Genomic DNA, 15,305 nt, shown 5'->3' on the forward strand with positions numbered 1-15,305 from the left:
GAGCGTCGCTTACCCGCCCCGGCAGACATGTTGTTCGAGGTAGGCGAAGGTCGACTTCGGCGTGATCGGCTCGGCCTTGAGCCCCGGCCCGGTGAAGCTGTGCACGGCCGTCGCCGTACCCGTTCCACGCGGGCCCGAATACGCCACCAGTCGTCGCACCAGAACCGTATGCTTGCGGCAGTCGATGGTGGCTTCGATCTCGTTCGAGCGCCATTGCGGGGATGTGGCCGGAGGCTTTGCGCCTTCCTCGGGCGGGGCCGGCACATCGAGCAGGTACTTGAAGGTCACCGCCGTTGCATTGCGCTTGAGGCTCGCCGCATCGAGGTAGAGCGGGTCGTGCTGCGGCGCCTTGATGGCGACCAGCTGGCGCGCTGCATTCTGCGTCTCGGCGTGCAGGCTCGAGACCGCAAGCGTGCATGCCAGCGTAACGGCCGCAAACCCTTCCGCCTTCACGTCATCCGCCGCGTTCGTCTCGAACGGGCGATCATACCAGCGCGGCTTGATCCATCAGCACTGAGCCGGCTGCATCGGCGCACTCCACCACACCACCCCGGCGCTGCGCGCCACCCCTCCTCGTGAGAGGAGGGGAGAAGTTACAGCATTCCCCTCCTCATTGAGGAGGGGAGAAGTTACAGCATTCCCCTCCTCATTGAGGAGGGGGCGGGACGCGACAACGGCGCGGACGGGGTGGTCGGCAGCAGCCGGAACAGCAATGCAATGATCGCATCCGTTCGACGCAAGCTCACGCACGAGCGACGCAGGTCCCGCCGGTATAATCGGCGCTCCTGCAGCAACTTCCGCGCGCTGCGCGTCGTGGCGTCGGGCTCGGGAACCGCGATCGATCGAACAACCAACCAATCCATGCAGCCTGCATTCCTGAACGGCCTCAACCCCGAGCAGCTCGAGGCGGTCACCTTGCCGCACCAGTCAGCGCTGATCCTTGCCGGCGCCGGCAGCGGCAAGACGCGCGTGCTGACCACGCGCATCGCCTGGCTGATCTCGACCGGCCAGGCCTCGCCCGCGTCGTTCCTCGCCGTCACCTTCACCAACAAGGCCGCGCGCGAGATGCTCACGCGGTTGTCCGCGATGCTGCCCATCAACACCCGCGGCATGTGGATCGGCACCTTCCACGGTTTGTGCAACCGGCTGCTGCGCGCGCACCATCGCGACGCGGGACTGCCGCAAACATTTCAGATCCTCGATTCGCAAGACCAGCAAAGCGCGGTGAAGCGGCTGCTGAAGGCGATGAACATCGACGACGAGCGCTATCCGCCGCGGCAGGTGCAGTGGTTCATCAACGCCGCCAAGGAGGAGGGCCGGCGCGCGCGCGACGTGGAGAGCTACGACGACTATACGCGCCGGCTCAGCGAAATCTACGCCGCCTACGACGAGCAGTGCAATCGCGAGGGCGTGGTCGATTTCGCCGAGCTGCTGCTGCGCTGCTTCGAGCTGCTCGTGCGCAACGAAATCCTGCGCGAACACTACCGGGCGCGCTTTCGCCACATCCTGGTGGACGAGTTCCAGGACACCAACGTGCTGCAGTATCGATGGCTGAAGCTCCTCGCCGGCGAAGGTGCGCGCGCGACCGTGCCGTTCGCGCTCACGGCGCCGGGCGCTTCGGCCGCACCCGCCCAGGACCAGGGTTGCGCCGTATTCGCGGTGGGCGACGATGATCAGTCGATCTACGCTTTCCGCGGCGCCAACGTCGCCAACATGCAGCACTTCGAGCGCGACTTCCACGTCCAGCGCGTGATCAAGCTGGAGCAGAACTATCGTTCGCACGGCAACATCCTCGATGCCGCCAACGCCGTCATCGCCAACAACCGCAAGCGCCTGGGCAAGAACCTGTGGACGGCCGAGGGCAAGGGCGAGCCGATCCGCATCTACGAGGCGATGAGCGATATCGACGAGGCAAGCTTCGTCGTCGACGAAGTCAAGACGCTGGTGGCCGAGGGCGTGCGCCGCTCCGATATCGCGCTCCTCTACCGCTCCAACGCGCAGTCGCGAGTGCTGGAGCATGCGTTGTTCTCGGCCGGCATTGCGTACCGCGTCTACGGCGGACTGCGCTTCTTCGAGCGCCAGGAGATCAAGCATGCGCTCGCGTATCTGCGCCTCGCGGCCAATCCCGAAGACGACAATGCGCTGCTGCGCGTGGTGAATTTTCCCACCCGTGGCATTGGCAACCGTAGCGTCGAGCAGCTGCAGGATGCCGCCGCCACGGCCGGGAGCAGCTTGTGGGCCGCGGCGAAGTCCCGAGCCGAAGCGGGCAAGCGCAAAGCCGGCGGCGCCGAGGGTGCCGCGGCTACGGCCGCGCCGGCCCGCGGCATCGAAGGCTTCGTCGCTATGATCGAGCGCATGCGCGCGGCGTGCGAAGGACTGACCCTGGCCGAATGCGTCGAGCACGTCGTCGACGCGAGCGGGCTTTCAGCGCACTACCGGGCCGAGCGCGAGGGCGCGGATCGGCTGGAGAACCTGGGTGAGCTGGTGAACGCCGCCGCCTTGTTCGCAGGCGACGCCAGCAACGAGGACACGAGCCTCACCGGGTTTCTCGCGCACGCGGCGCTGGAGGCGGGCGAGCACCAGGCCGAGGCCGGAGTCGAGGCGCTGCAGCTGATGACCGTGCACTCCGCCAAGGGGCTGGAATTCCATACGGTGTTTCTCGGTGGCCTGGAGGAGGGGCTGTTTCCGCATGAGAACAGCCTGAACGAAGACGACGGCCTGGACGAGGAACGGCGCCTGATGTACGTCGCGATCACGCGCGCGCGGCGGCGGCTGTACGTCACCTACGCTCAGAGCCGCATGCTGCACGGTCAGACGCGCTACAACATCCGCTCGCGTTTCTTGCTGGAGCTGCCGCCGCTGTTGCTCAAGCCCGTCGGCGTCTCCCGCGCGCGTGGCGACGCAAGCGGCTCGCGTCCCGCGCTCGCGCGCTCCGAGCGCGGCCTGGCGACGAGCTTCGACATCGCGCCCGCCTCGCCGTGGCGCATCGGGCAGAGCGTCGTGCACCCCAAGTTCGGCCGCGGCATCATCATCGGCTCGGAGGGCCGGGGTGCGGACGCGCGCGTGCAGGTCAATTTCCAGAGCGGCGGCATGAAATGGCTCGCGCTCGAGTACGCCAAGCTGACCGCTGCTTAGCGGTCATTCCCGCGGGCGCGAAAAAAAAAAGGGGCCAGGCTCAACTTTCCTTGTACAACTTTCCTTGTAAGCATCCCAGCGAGGGACGCTGCCAAAAGAAAATTGAGCATAGCCTCTTTTTCCCATGGCCTGGGAGTGAGCCTGGCCGGCGCAGCGCGAGACCGGTTGTTCTTCGGCGTGGGTGGCTTCAAGGCGCGTTGTTCGAGGGCGGCTCGAAAATGTCCATGTAGGAAGCGTAGATCGAGCCGAAGATGATCGACAGCACGACCACCAGCGCAACGATGGTCAGCACGTCGATCAACGGGTTGCGGACCGATCCCGCGATCGGCAAGGTGGCAACCAGCCACAGGAAGAAGATCGCCACGCCGTAGAGCACGAACGCCCCGAGGTTGCGCACGATGGCGCTCAAGCTTTCCTTGAGCGCGGGCAATACCGTCATCCTGCGAAACACGATCAGCAGCGGGGCGAACCAGGTGAGCATGAGCAAGGGCACGAGCAGCGCCATGCCGGCGAGGATGGGGCCCCGCATCTTGCTCAGCTCGTTCTGCAAGGTCGCGACGTCCTCCGGCTTCGGCTCATCAGGCAATCGGGGCAGCCCGCCCGACGAGGTCACGATCGCAATCACGAGCAGCATGCCGACCAGGTAGACGCCGCCGACACTGACCAGCGCGGCTGCATTCTCGCGAAAGCCGGCGAAGAGATAGCCGAACTCGAGTTTCCCGCCTTGTTCCATGGCGCGACAGCCGAGCATCAGGCCGGCGAAGAACACCGGGAACAGCAGGTTGAACAGTAGCGGCCCGAGCATGGGAATGCTGAGCAGCAGCACCCAGATCGCGAGCAGCGTTCCCATCAGCAGGATCCAGCCGAGCGGATTGCGCTTGAAGAAGCCCCAGCCGCTCGAAATCCACTGCAATCCGTGACCGATGGAGACCCGGCGGGGCATGTGACCAGCGTACGAGGCGGGAGGTTGGGGTGCCGGTATTCTACGTCATGCACTGCGCCGTTTCGCACGCGCGTGCTTTTTTCCGCCTCGGATGCGACCGCATCATTCCGCGAGCATCCCACGTGCTCGGTCCTCGGCCTCCATGCGTGCCTGGAGCACGCGTTGAAAATGCCCTGGATCCTTGGCGAAGGTCAGCTCGCCGGGCCGCGGGCAGTGCAGATCGTAGAGCCGGGAGAGCCAGAAGCGCAGTGCGCCTGCCCGCAACAACGTGGGCCAGGCGTCGATCTCGGCCGGCGCAAGCGGCCGCACCGAACGGTACGCTCGCAATAAGGCGCGCGTGCGCCCAGGATCGAGCGCGCCATTGGGATCGATGCACCAGTCGTTGACCGTGATGGCGAGATCGTAGAGCAGCCGGTCGGTGCAGGCGAAGTAGAAGTCGATCACGCCGCCGATGGCGCGGCCGTCGAAGAGCACGTTGTCGCGGAAGAGGTCGGCGTGAATCGCCCCGCTCGGCAGCGCATCGAGTCTTGCCCGTGACTGGTATTCGAGCTCCTGTTCGAGCAGCGCTGCTTCGGCCGCCGGCATGCGGGGCAGCACTTCCAGCGCCGCGCCCCGCCACCACAGCAGTCCGCGCGGGTTCGGCATGGTGTGTGCATAGTCGGTGCCGGCCAGGTGCATGTGCGCGAGCATGGCGCCCACGGCGGTGCAGTGCTCCGAATCGGGCGCCGCCACGTCGTGCCCTGGAAGCCGGCTCACCAGCGTGGCCGGCTTGCCGTTGAGCTCGCTGAAGACGCGACCTTCGTCGTCCGGCACCGGGCGAGGGCACGCAATGCCGCGCGCCGACAGGTGTGTCATGAGCCCGAGGTAGAACGGCAGCTCGGCCGGCTGCAGCTTCTCGAACAGCGTCAGCACGAAGCGGCCGCGCGCCGTCGTCACGAAATAGTTGGTGTTCTCGATGCCGGCCGCGATGCCTCGGAGGCTGCGCAGCGCGCCCACGTCGTAGCGGCCCAGCCAGGCGCTCAACTGGCTGCGGCTGACGCTGGTGTAGACCGACATTCGCTCGATGCTGGTGTGCGGGCCGAGCCGATGGCGGCGCGGCAATTTAGAAGCTGTGGATCACCCACATCGGTACGCGCAGGCCGAAATCGAAGCTTTCCTGGCGCGTGAACGTGCCGTCGCCGCGATTATCGATGAGGTAATACGGCTTCCCGGTCGGCGGAATGACTTTCATCATGTAGAGCCGGCCGGCGATCCGGTATTCCTCCACCGTGTCGATGCCGCGCTTGACGATGGTGACCTCCGGCTCGAGCGCCGGATCGAGCGCCATGCTGGGCAGTGGCGGTGGAGGCTCGGGTATGGGTTGAAGATTGGGCGGCTTCGTGGGTGACTGCGCATTCACGGCGCAGGCCAAGGCGAGCAGAAGCGCCAACAGGTATTTACGCATTGCAGCACCCGGATCGTTTCCCGATTGTAGCGCGAAAGGCGAATGCTCCGACGGCTGCGAACGCCCCGCGCACAGGCTCAGTTGCATTTCTCGCTCCCGGGGGCGAGGGCTCGAGGCCGCGCGCCCGGTGATGGTCGAAGATCGCCCCGACCTGCCATAATGGCGGCTACCCTCCAATGACTTTTCATCCCGATACGGAATGAGCAATAGACGATGAGCTCCGAGCGCATCCTGCTGCTCGTCGACGGCTCTTCCTACCTGTACCGCGCGTTCCACGCCTTGCCGGATCTGCGCACGCGTGACGGGCAGCCCACCGGCGCGATCCGCGGCGTCATCACGATGCTGCAGAAGCTGCGCAGGGAAGTGCCGGCGCAGTACCTGGGCTGCGTGTTCGATGCCAAGGGCAAGACCTTCCGCGACGACGTGTATCCGCAGTACAAGGCGAACCGGGCGCCCATGCCCGACGACCTCACGCTCCAGATCGAGCCCCTGCACGAGTGCGTGCGCGCGCTCGGCTGGCCGCTCATCATGGTCGACGGCGTGGAAGCGGACGACGTGATCGGAACGCTCGTGTGCGAGGCCCGCAAGCAGGGCGTGCGCTCGATCGTCTCCACCTCCGACAAGGATCTCGCCCAGCTCGTGAACGAGGACGTGACGCTGGTCAATACCATGACCAACGAGACGCTCGATAGCGCGGGCGTGGAGAAGAAGTTCGGCGTTGCGGTCAACCGCTTCCTCGACTATCTCACCTTGATCGGCGATGCGGTCGACAACGTTCCGGGCGTGGACAAGGTCGGTCCCAAGACCGCCTGCAAATGGTTGCAGCAATACGGCTCGCTGGACGCGGTGATGGCGCACGCCGGCGAGATCGGCGGCGTGGTCGGCGCGAACCTGCAGAAGGCGCTCGACTGGCTGCCGCAGGCGCGCGAGCTCCTGCGCGTCAAATGCGACGTGCCGCTGCCGGTTGCGCTGGAGGCGCTGGCGTGCTGCGACCCGGACGACGAAAAACTGGCGCAGCTGTTCGAGCGCCTCGAGTTCAAGGCGCACCGGCGCGAGCTGGGCGAGGCCGCTGCGGTCAATTTCGCGCCTGCCCTTGCGGCGTCGCTGCCTGCCTCTGCGCCGGAGCAGGCGCACGAGACCATCGTTCGATTCGAGCAGCTCGATGCGCTGCTCGAACGGATGCGGGGCTCCGAGCACGTCGCACTGCACATGGCGAGCAGCGCAACGGAGCCCATGCAGGCGAGCATCGTCGGCATCGCCGTAGCGCTCGATGCCGGTCCCGGCGCCTACTTGCCGCTCGCGCATCGCCATCCGGGTGCTGCGGACCAGCTGGATCGGGCCCAGGCGCTCGAGCGGCTCAGGCCCTGGCTGGAAGATCACGCGCCGCGCAAGATCGCGCACGATGCCAAGTTCGCGATGCATCTCCTCGCCAATCATGGCATTCGGCTGGCCGGCATCGCGCACGACACGCAGCTTCAATCCTACGTGCTCGAGAGCCATCGCAATCACGAGCTGGCGTCGTTGGCCGAGCGCTATCTCGACCAGTCGACGACCAGCCTCGAGAGCCTGGTCGGCAAGGGTGTGGCGCGCATCGGGTTCGACCAGGTCGACATCGCGCAGGCGGGTGCGTATGCGGCGCAGGCCGCCGCCGTCGTCCTGCGCCTGCAGCAGACGCTGCTGCCCCGAATCGAGGCGGACGAGCGCCTGGCGCAGATCTACGGTGAGATCGAGATTCCGGTCGAGCGCGTGCTGTTCGCGATGGAGCGCCAGGGCGTGATGCTGGATGCGCAGCTGCTCGAAGCGCATGGCCGCACGCTGGGCAGCCGCATGGCGGCGATCGAGCGGCAGGCGTACGGAGTGGCCGGGCACCCGTTCAACATGAATTCGCCCAAGCAGATCTGCGAGATCCTGTTCGAGCGCCTCGGGCTCCCGGTCATGAAGAAGACGCCCAGCGGTTCGCCGTCCACCGACGAGGACGTGCTGCAGCAGCTGGCGCTCGACTACCCGCTGCCCAAGCTGCTGCTCGACTTCCGGGCGCTCTCCAAGCTCAAGTCGACCTACACCGACAAGCTGCCGCGGATGGTCGATGCGAGCGGACGCGTTCACACCAACTACGGCCAGGCAGTCGCGGTCACGGGGCGGCTTTCGAGCAACGAGCCCAACCTGCAGAACATTCCGGTGCGCAATGCCGAGGGGCGGCGCATTCGGGAAGCGTTCGTCGCGCCCGCGGGGGCAGCCATCGTCTCGGCGGACTACTCCCAGATCGAGCTGCGGATCATGGCGCACCTGTCGCAGGACGCCGGCCTGCTCGATGCGTTCGCTCGCGGCGAAGACGTTCACCGGCGCACGGCCGCGGAGGTGTTCGGCACGCCCCCCGACGCGGTCTCGAGCGAGCAGCGCCGCTACGCCAAGGTCATCAACTTCGGTCTGATCTACGGCATGTCGGCGTTCGGGCTGGCGCAGCAGCTCGGCATCGAGCGCTCGGCGGCGGCGAGCTACATGGAGCGGTACTTTGCGCGCTATCCGGGTGTCGCGAACTACATGGAAGCCACCCGCGCGCAGGCGCGCGAGCTCGGCTACGTCGAAACCGTGTTCGGCCGCCGCCTGTGGCTGCCGGAGATCCGTGCCGGCAACCAGGCCCGGCGCAGCGCCGCCGAGCGGGCGGCGATCAATGCGCCCATGCAGGGCACCGCGGCCGATCTCATCAAGCTCGCCATGGTCGCCGTGCAGGGCTGGCTCGAGTCCACCGGGCTCGATACGCACCTCATCATGCAGGTGCACGACGAGCTCGTGCTGGAAGTGCCCGATGTGGAGCTCGAACGGCTGCGCGCGCAATTGCCGGAGCTGATGGCCGGAGTGGCGAAGCTCTCCGTGCCGCTGATGGTGGAGATCGGCAGCGGGCCGAACTGGGAGCAAGCGCATTGAAGGCGCGTGCCGGCGCAGCGTCGAGTTGATCGTTGTTTCGTCGAGCGCGCGTTGAGACGATGGGGCAGGCAGGCGCTTTTGGCGCGCACCGCGGCCCGGGCAGCCGGGATCAGGATCGCCGATGAAACGCTGGATCGTCCGGTCTTTCGCGCTGGTCGTGCTTGCCCTGCCGGCCGCTGTGCTGGCGCTCGCATGGCTGACATTGGACGATCGGCCGCTGGTCGTGCGCAACGTCCAATTGACTCAAGAACAGGTGGCGCGCGCGCAAGCGCTCGCGAAAGCGCACGATCCGCGCACGGCCCGTGCAGGCGCACTGCGCACGATCACCTTGTCAGCCGAGGATGTGGATATCGCCGCCAATTATCTGGTCGCGCCCTACGGCGGCGGTGCCAAGGTGGCGCTGCAACCGGGTGCCGTAGCGTTCTGGGCCACGGCACGGGCACCCGCGAACCCCTTCGGCGCCTACCTCAACGTCGAGGGCGTGTTGCGCGAGACGAGCGCGCTGCCGCAGTTCGACAATCTGAGGATCGGCCGCGTGCCGGTGCCGGCGATGCTCGCGGACAGGCTGCTCGCCCATGCACTCGGGCGGCTGGGTGCGCTCGACACCGCCGCTTCGCCACGCATTGCCGATATGCCGCTGCCACAGGCGGGCGAAGGCAGTGCAGCGGCGGACTTTCTGCATAGCGTGCACATCGAAGGCGGCCAGGTGCAGATCGTGTATCGCTGGCGCGACGAGATGCCGGAGCGGTTTCGCCGCGCATTGTTCGCCGTGGACGACGCGCGCTTGCGCAGCTACCAGCAGCGCTTGGCCGAATTCACCGCCGGCAAGCGCCTGCCGCGGCAAATCTCGCTGCGTATGTTGCTCGAGCCGATGCTCGGGTTGGCCGCGGAGCGTTCCGCGAGCTCCGATCCGGTTGCGGAGAATCGCGCCGCGTTGCTGGTGACTGCGTTCTATGTGAACGGGCGCGGGCTTTCCGCCATCGTGCCGCAGGCCCGCGACTGGCCACGACCCCGGCTGCACAAAGTGACCCTCGGCGGGCGGCATGACCTGGCGCAGCATTTCACCGTCTCGGCCGCGCTGGCCGCGGCCGCCGGCAGTCCGCTCGCCAATGCGATCGGGGTCTACAAGGAAATCGAGGACGCGCGCGGGGGCAGCGGCTTCAGCTTTCCCGATCTGGCCGCCGATCGCGCCGGCACGGTCTTCGGCGCCCAGGCGGCGCGCTCGCCGCAAAGCGCACGTTCGATCCAGCAGCGTTTTCTTGCCGGTGCGGTGGAAGCCGACTTCATGCCCGACGTAGCGGGACTGCCCGTGGCCTCGAATGAAGCCGACTTCAAGCGCCGCTTCGGCGGCGTTGGCGAAGCAGCCTACCGGCGCGTGGAGGGGGAAGTCGAGCGCCGCATCAAGGCGCTCGCACTGTATCGCTGATCCGACTGCACCCGCCTCGCCACGGCAGGCAGGGCCCTGCGCGGTCGAATCACCGTCGCAGCATGTCGAACACCTTCTTGGCAGCACCCGTTGCTGCGCCGGCCGGATCGCGCCGGATGGCGCGCTCTTGTTCGGCGATCGTGGCATACAGGCCGTCGAGCGCTTCGCGCGTCACGTAGTTCTCGATGCGCTCGTCCTTACCGACCAGCCCCAGTTGCGCGCCGCGCTCCACCAGTGAGTTGTATTGCGTCGCGAGACCAACCTTCTCGGTCCACTTGGTCACGATCGGCAAGAAGCGTTGTGTCAGCTGCGACGAGGTCGCGCGGCGGAAATATTCGGTCGCCGCGGTATCGCCGCCGGTGAGAATCTTCTTGGCGTCCTGCAAGCTCATCTTCTTCACCGCGTCGACCAGCAGCGCCTTCGCCTCCGGCACGGCCGCTTCCGCGGCGCGATTCATCGATACCACCAGCTCGTCAGCCTGCTTCTGCATGCCGAGCAGGCGCATTCCGCTCTCGACCCGGCGCAGCGTGTCAGGCAGAGGAATCTTCACCTTCGGGTTTTCCAGAAAGCCACCCGGACGCCCGAGCAGCTCGACGGCCTTGCCGGCGCCTTGAACCAGGGCATCGCGCATCCCGGTGCCCGCCTCCTGGTTGCTGAGACTGGCCAGATCGACGGCATGCGCAGGCACAGGGATGAGGATGACAAGCGCAGCCAAAGCACCGACAATCAATCGCATGGGCACCTCCTGGGAAAAGCGAACATCGAACGATTTCAAGCGGCGCTCGGGCTGGCACTTTATCGTGCTGGGCATCGCCTTGGCAATCGCCGTCGCGGCCGTGCTGTGGTGGCGCTCGCCCGTGTTTGCGCCTGCTGTCACGGTCGTTTCGCTGCAAGGCGAGCGAATCGCGCTCGACGCCCTGCGCGGCAGGGTGGTTCTGGTCAATTTTTGGGCGACCGATTGCGGACCGTGCCGACAGGAGATGCCGGCGATGGCGGAGACCTACCGCCGTTATCGGCCGCACGGCCTGGAAGCAATCTTCATCGCCATGCCGTACGATCGGCCGGATCACGTCCTGCACTTCGCGCGCAGCAGCGAGCTGCCATTTCCTGTCGCGCTGGACATCCAGGGCGAAGCTGCGCGCGCGTTCGGCGGAGTTCGCGCCACCCCGACCGCTTTCCTGGTCGACAAGCGCGGGCGCATCGTGGAACGCATCCTGGGCGTGCCGGACTTCGGCCGCTTGCAGTCGCTGATCGAGCGCAAGCTCGCCGAGCGCGTGTAGCGCCGGTCAGGCGACGCCGGCGCCGTGCGCCTGCTGATCGGCGTGGTAACTCGAGCGCACCAGCGGGCCGCAGGCAGCATGGCGGAAGCCCATCGTCTCGGCCGCCTCGCGAAAGCGCTCGAACGCCGCCGGTTCGACGTAGCGGCGTACCGGCAGGTGGTGCGAGGAGGGCTGCAGATACTGGCCGATGGTGAGCATGTCGACCTCGTGCGCGCGCAGGTCGCGCATGACGGCGAGGATCTCGTCGTCGCTCTCGCCCAGCCCCACCATGAGCCCGGACTTGGTCGGTGTTTCCGGGTGCCGGCGCCTGAATTCCTGTAGCAGTTTCAGCGAATGCGCGTAGTCCGCGCCCGGCCGCGCCTCGCGATAGAGCCGCGGCACGGTTTCGAGATTGTGGTTCATCACGTCCGGCGGCGCTTGCGCGAGGCAATCCAGGGCCGCATCCAGGCGGCCGCGGAAATCCGGCACGAGAATCTCGATCGTGGTCTGCGGCGAATGCGTGCGCACCGCGCGGATGCACTCGGCAAAGTGGCCGGCGCCGCCGTCTCGCAGGTCGTCGCGGTCGACGCTGGTGATCACCACGTAGGCAAGGTTCATCGCCGCGATGGTGCGCGCGAGCTTGACCGGCTCGGTTGCATCCGGCGGCTTGGGGCGGCCGTGCGCCACGTCGCAGAACGGACAGCGCCGCGTGCACAAGTCGCCCAGGATCATGAAGGTGGCCGTGCCCTTGCCGAAGCATTCGCCGATGTTCGGGCACGAGGCTTCCTCGCACACGGTGTGCAGGCCATTGGCGCGCAGCGCCTGCTTGACGGCATGGAAGCGCTCGTTATTGCCCAGCCGCACCCGGATCCATGGCGGCTTGGGCAGCGTCTGCCCGGCGGCGATCACCTTGATGGGGATGCGGGCGGTCTTCGCTTCGCCCTTCTCTTTCGCGTCGCCCTTCTGCTTGTCGCGGACTTCGCTCACGCGCTTACCTCCGCGCCGATGCGCCGGGCGAGCGCATCGACCAGGGCCTGAGCGATCTCGTCGGTCGGCCGGTCCACCCCGAGCGCCTGCAGGCTCGTCACCGGCAGCTTCGGATAGCCGCACGGGTCGATGGCGGCGAAGGGCGTGAGGTCCATGGCGATGTTGAGGGCGAGCCCGTGATAGCAGCGGCCGTGGCGGATGCGAAGCCCCAGGGCCGCGATCTTGGCCTGGCCGACGTAGACGCCGGGAGCATCGGTGCGGCCGTGCGCGTCGGCGATGCCGTAGCGTCCGAGCAAGTCTATCACGGCGCCCTCCAGTAGCCGGACGAAGCCGTGCACGCTCAAGCTGCGGCGCTGCAGATCGAGCAGCGTGTACAGCACCACCTGGCCCGGTCCGTGGTAGGTGATCTGGCCGCCGCGGTCGGTGCGCACGACCGGGATGCCGTTGTCCACCCGCGGCAGGTGCTGGTCGCGGCCGGCCACTCCGACCGTGTAGACCGGCGGATGCTGCAGCTGCCACAGCTCGTCGGGCGTATCGGGCGTGCGTGCGGCGGTGAACTCGCGCATGGCGCGCCAGGTGGGCGCGTAAGGCGCCAGGCCGAGGCGGCGCACGATCACAACACCATCACCACCTGCGGATGGTCGCACAGAGCCTGGTACAGGCTGTCCAGCTGCTCGCGCGAGGTCGCTCGCACCGTGCAGGTGAGCGAGAGATAGCGATTTTTCTTGCTCGTCCGCATCTCCACGCTGCCGGGGTCGAAATCGGGCGCGTGGCGCGTCACCACGTCGATTACCGCCTGGGCGAAGCCGGGCTCGGTGCGGCCCATGATCTTGATCGGAAATTCGCACGGATATTCGATCAGCGATTCGCGCTCCATGCGCCGGCTCCGAGTGCGGATACTCCCTATTGGTCAGCCGCGACGCATGACGGTTCGCTTGTAGGCCTGATAGAGCTTGTGGACGCGCCGGAACACGGGCCCGGGCTTGCCGGTGCCCACCGCCTTGTCGTCGAGGCGCGTGACGGCGAGCACTTCCTTGGTGGCGGAGGTGAGCCAGATCTCGTCCGCGCAGCGGACCTCGTCCTCGGGGATCTCGCGCAGCTCCAGGGGAATGCGCGCCTTGCGCACGAGCTCGATCACCACGTCGTTGGTCGTGCCGGGCAGCACCAGGTGGTTGTTGGGCGGGGCGGCGACCGTTTTGCCGCGCACCACCAGGACGTTGCTCGACGAGGCTTCCGACAGAAAGCCGTCGCGGAACATGATCGTTTCCAGGCAGCCGGCCTCGGCCGCGCGCTGGCGCATGAGCACGTTGCCGAGCAGCGACGTGGACTTGATGTCGCAGCGCAGCCAGCGATTGTCGGTCGCGCTCACGCAGGCGCAACCGCCGCTAACGAGCTTGCGCGCGGGAACGCTCATCGGGTTGCTCATCATGAACACCGTCGGCGTCGCGTCCGCCGGAAAGGCGTGATCGCGCTTGGCTACGCCGCGCGTGACCTGGAGGTAGACGGCCTGGTCCTTGCCCTCGTTGAGCGCGATCATCCGCTTCACCAGGCGGCTCCACTGCGCCGTGGTCATGGGATTGGCGAGCCGGATCGCATCCAGGCTCGACTGCAGCCGCTTCAGGTGCTGTTCCATCCGGAAGGGGTAGCCCGAGTAGACGGGAATCACCTCGTAGACGCCGTCGCCGAAGATGAAGCCCCGGTCGAGCACCGGAATGCGCGCCTCCTCCGCCGGCATGAAGCGCCCGTTCAGATAAACCGTTGCCGCTGTCGGTTGTTTTGGCATGGCTTCGTAGTGTCCTGAGTCCGAAATTCGCCGCGCAAAAGATGCCGAGAATCGACGCCATACATTGTCGCGAATCCTCGCCAGGTGTCCAACCTGGCTGTGGTTCGCTTCGCGTCTGGCGCCGATTTCGACACTTTTGCCCGCTTGGCGTCAAGGCAAATGTTCGATTTCTGCGACGAACCTCGGACTCAGGACACTAACTCGCGTTATTGGAAGAAAAGGCGCATCGCGTCCCAGCCGCGCGCGAAGATGTTGCCGAGCTCGACGGTTTCGATGGCGACCACCGGCACTTCGGTGAGCGGCTTGCCGTCGAGCGTGATGCGCATCGTGCCGACCCGCTGGCCGGTCGTGACCGGTGCAACCAGCGGCTGCTGGCTCTCTAGGGTGGCCTTGAGCTTTTCCGCCTGGCCCTTGGGCAGGGTGAAGTAGAGGTCGCGCTCGAAGCCGGCGTTGACCGTATCGGTGCTCCCCTTCCACACGCGCAAGTTGGCGACCTGCTGGCCCTTCTGGTACAGCCGCACCGTATCGTAGAACTGGAAGCCGAAGTTGAGCAATTTCTGACTTTCGGCCGCCCGCGCCCTCGATGAGCTCGCCCCCAGCACCACGGAGATCAGGCGCCGTTCGCCGCGCCTGGAGGAGGTGACCAGGCAGTAGCCGGCGTTCTTGGTGTGGCCGGTCTTCATGCCGTCCACGCTGGGATCGCTCCACAGCAGGCGGTTGCGGTTCGGCTGCTTGATCTTGTTGTAGGTGAATTCCTTCTGCGAATACAGCGGGTAGTATTCGGGATGATCGCGAATGATCGCCGCGGCGAGCTTCGCCATGTCGGCTGCCGTCGAATAGTGCTGCGGATCGGGCAGGCCGGTCGAGTTGGTGAAGTTCGTGTTGGTGAGGCCCAGCCGCTTCGCCTCCTTGTTCATGAGCAGAGCGAAGCTCTCCTCGGAGCCTGCCACCGCTTCGGCCAGCGCGATCGACGCATCGTTGCCCGACTGCACGATCACCCCGTGCAACAGCTCGTCCACGGTCACGGGCATGCGCGGCTCGATAAAGGTGCGCGATCCCTCGGCCTTCCACGCGCGTTGCGATACCGGCACGTTCTGATCGAGCTTCAGGGTCTTCTGCTTGAGCGCGTCGAAAACGACGTAGGCCGTCATTAACTTGGTGAGCGACGCCGGCTCGATGCGCTCGTCGGCATCGTGTGCGACCAGCATCTGGGTCGACTGGAAGTCGTAGAGCAGGTAGGACTTCGCCGCGATTGTCGGCGCAGTCGGCGTGCCTTGCGCGTGCGCGCCGGAGGCGGAGAACAGCAGCAGAAGCAGGATCGGAAGCAGGGGCAGGCGGATCGGACGAATCATCGAACCTCGTGCGAGCGGAAGTGAAAGGCGCGCGGGCAGTACGCGCAGGGA

14 protein-coding genes are annotated in these 15,305 nt (G+C 66.6%); 4 read left to right on the plus strand and 10 right to left on the minus strand.

Annotation, left to right across the window (positions count from 1 at the left end; genetic code table 11):
• Positions 1–9: 9 nt before the first annotated feature.
• Entirely contained in the window at positions 10–453 is a 444-nt protein-coding gene (locus GEV05_08645; protein MPZ43454.1) for a hypothetical protein, read from the minus strand.
• Between the two features lie 408 nt (positions 454–861).
• Here GEV05_08645 and GEV05_08650 point away from each other — a divergent pair, with 408 nt between their 5' ends.
• Complete coding sequence (locus GEV05_08650) at positions 862–3,135, plus strand: AAA family ATPase (GenBank protein MPZ43455.1); 2,274 nt, start codon at positions 862–864, stop codon at positions 3,133–3,135.
• Positions 3,136–3,322: 187 nt separating this feature from the next.
• On the opposite strand, the gene GEV05_08655 is transcribed toward GEV05_08650, so the two are convergent.
• The 3 genes from GEV05_08655 to GEV05_08665 all read right to left on the minus strand — a co-directional run bounded on the left by GEV05_08655 (position 3,323) and on the right by GEV05_08665 (position 5,522).
• Entirely contained in the window at positions 3,323–4,078 is a 756-nt protein-coding gene (locus GEV05_08655) for a hypothetical protein (protein MPZ43456.1), read from the minus strand.
• Positions 4,079–4,180: 102 nt separating this feature from the next.
• Positions 4,181–5,134 (minus strand): homoserine kinase, encoded by a 954-nt coding sequence (locus GEV05_08660; protein ID MPZ43457.1) that lies wholly within the window; start codon positions 5,132–5,134, stop codon positions 4,181–4,183.
• Between the two features lie 46 nt (positions 5,135–5,180).
• Positions 5,181–5,522 (minus strand): DUF2782 domain-containing protein, encoded by a 342-nt coding sequence (locus GEV05_08665; protein ID MPZ43458.1) that lies wholly within the window; start codon positions 5,520–5,522, stop codon positions 5,181–5,183.
• Positions 5,523–5,735: 213 nt separating this feature from the next.
• On the opposite strand from GEV05_08665, the gene polA reads away from it, so the two are divergent.
• Complete coding sequence (polA, locus tag GEV05_08670; GenBank protein MPZ43459.1) at positions 5,736–8,447, plus strand: DNA polymerase I; 2,712 nt, start codon at positions 5,736–5,738, stop codon at positions 8,445–8,447.
• Between the two features lie 121 nt (positions 8,448–8,568).
• Complete coding sequence (locus tag GEV05_08675) at positions 8,569–9,873, plus strand: hypothetical protein (GenBank protein ID MPZ43460.1); 1,305 nt, start codon at positions 8,569–8,571, stop codon at positions 9,871–9,873.
• 49 nt (positions 9,874–9,922) lie between these two features.
• Here GEV05_08675 and GEV05_08680 read toward each other — a convergent pair whose 3' ends face one another.
• On the minus strand, positions 9,923–10,609 hold the full coding sequence (locus tag GEV05_08680; GenBank protein ID MPZ43461.1) for a DUF4197 family protein: 687 nt from the start codon (positions 10,607–10,609) through the stop codon (positions 9,923–9,925).
• Here GEV05_08680 and GEV05_08685 point away from each other — a divergent pair.
• The gene (locus GEV05_08685; GenBank protein ID MPZ43462.1) at positions 10,608–11,153 is read left to right on the plus strand and encodes a redoxin domain-containing protein; all 546 of its coding nucleotides are present in this window, start codon (positions 10,608–10,610) and stop codon (positions 11,151–11,153) included. The genes GEV05_08680 and GEV05_08685 overlap by 2 nt on opposite strands.
• 6 nt (positions 11,154–11,159) lie before the next feature.
• Here GEV05_08685 and lipA read toward each other — a convergent pair whose 3' ends face one another.
• From lipA to GEV05_08710, 5 genes are all read right to left on the minus strand, one after another.
• Complete coding sequence (lipA, locus tag GEV05_08690) at positions 11,160–12,119, minus strand: lipoyl synthase (protein ID MPZ43463.1); 960 nt, start codon at positions 12,117–12,119, stop codon at positions 11,160–11,162.
• A complete protein-coding gene (gene lipB / locus GEV05_08695) occupies positions 12,116–12,736 on the minus strand; it encodes a lipoyl(octanoyl) transferase LipB (GenBank protein ID MPZ43464.1) in 621 nt (206 codons plus the stop codon). Before lipB ends, lipA begins: the two co-directional genes overlap by 4 nt.
• Positions 12,733–12,996, minus strand: coding sequence for a DUF493 family protein (locus GEV05_08700; GenBank protein ID MPZ43465.1), 264 nt, complete (start codon positions 12,994–12,996; stop codon positions 12,733–12,735). The genes lipB and GEV05_08700 overlap by 4 nt, the downstream gene beginning before the upstream one ends.
• Before the next feature lie 33 nt (positions 12,997–13,029).
• Positions 13,030–13,902, minus strand: coding sequence for a D-amino acid aminotransferase (locus GEV05_08705; GenBank protein ID MPZ43466.1), 873 nt, complete (start codon positions 13,900–13,902; stop codon positions 13,030–13,032).
• A 206-nt stretch (positions 13,903–14,108) separates the two neighbouring features.
• Positions 14,109–15,254, minus strand: a complete 1,146-nt coding sequence (locus GEV05_08710; GenBank protein MPZ43467.1) for a D-alanyl-D-alanine carboxypeptidase — start codon at positions 15,252–15,254, stop codon at positions 14,109–14,111.
• Positions 15,255–15,305: the final 51 nt, after the last annotated feature.

This window comes from Betaproteobacteria bacterium (genome assembly GCA_009377585.1).
Taxonomy (GTDB): Bacteria; Pseudomonadota; Gammaproteobacteria; order Burkholderiales; family WYBJ01; genus WYBJ01.

Coding starts and splice junctions, on each gene's coding strand:
- GEV05_08650 (MPZ43455.1), top strand. CDS start 862: ATGCAGCCTGCATTCCTGAACGGCCTCAACCCCGAGCAGCTCGAGGCG.
- GEV05_08655 (MPZ43456.1), bottom strand. CDS start 4,078: ATGCCCCGCCGGGTCTCCATCGGTCACGGATTGCAGTGGATTTCGAGC.
- GEV05_08660 (MPZ43457.1), bottom strand. CDS start 5,134: ATGTCGGTCTACACCAGCGTCAGCCGCAGCCAGTTGAGCGCCTGGCTG.
- GEV05_08665 (MPZ43458.1), bottom strand. CDS start 5,522: ATGCGTAAATACCTGTTGGCGCTTCTGCTCGCCTTGGCCTGCGCCGTG.
- polA (MPZ43459.1), top strand. CDS start 5,736: ATGAGCTCCGAGCGCATCCTGCTGCTCGTCGACGGCTCTTCCTACCTG.
- GEV05_08675 (MPZ43460.1), top strand. CDS start 8,569: ATGAAACGCTGGATCGTCCGGTCTTTCGCGCTGGTCGTGCTTGCCCTG.
- GEV05_08685 (MPZ43462.1), top strand. CDS start 10,608: ATGGGCACCTCCTGGGAAAAGCGAACATCGAACGATTTCAAGCGGCGC.
- GEV05_08680 (MPZ43461.1), bottom strand. CDS start 10,609: ATGCGATTGATTGTCGGTGCTTTGGCTGCGCTTGTCATCCTCATCCCT.
- GEV05_08700 (MPZ43465.1), bottom strand. CDS start 12,996: ATGGAGCGCGAATCGCTGATCGAATATCCGTGCGAATTTCCGATCAAG.
- GEV05_08705 (MPZ43466.1), bottom strand. CDS start 13,902: ATGCCAAAACAACCGACAGCGGCAACGGTTTATCTGAACGGGCGCTTC.
- GEV05_08710 (MPZ43467.1), bottom strand. CDS start 15,254: ATGATTCGTCCGATCCGCCTGCCCCTGCTTCCGATCCTGCTTCTGCTG.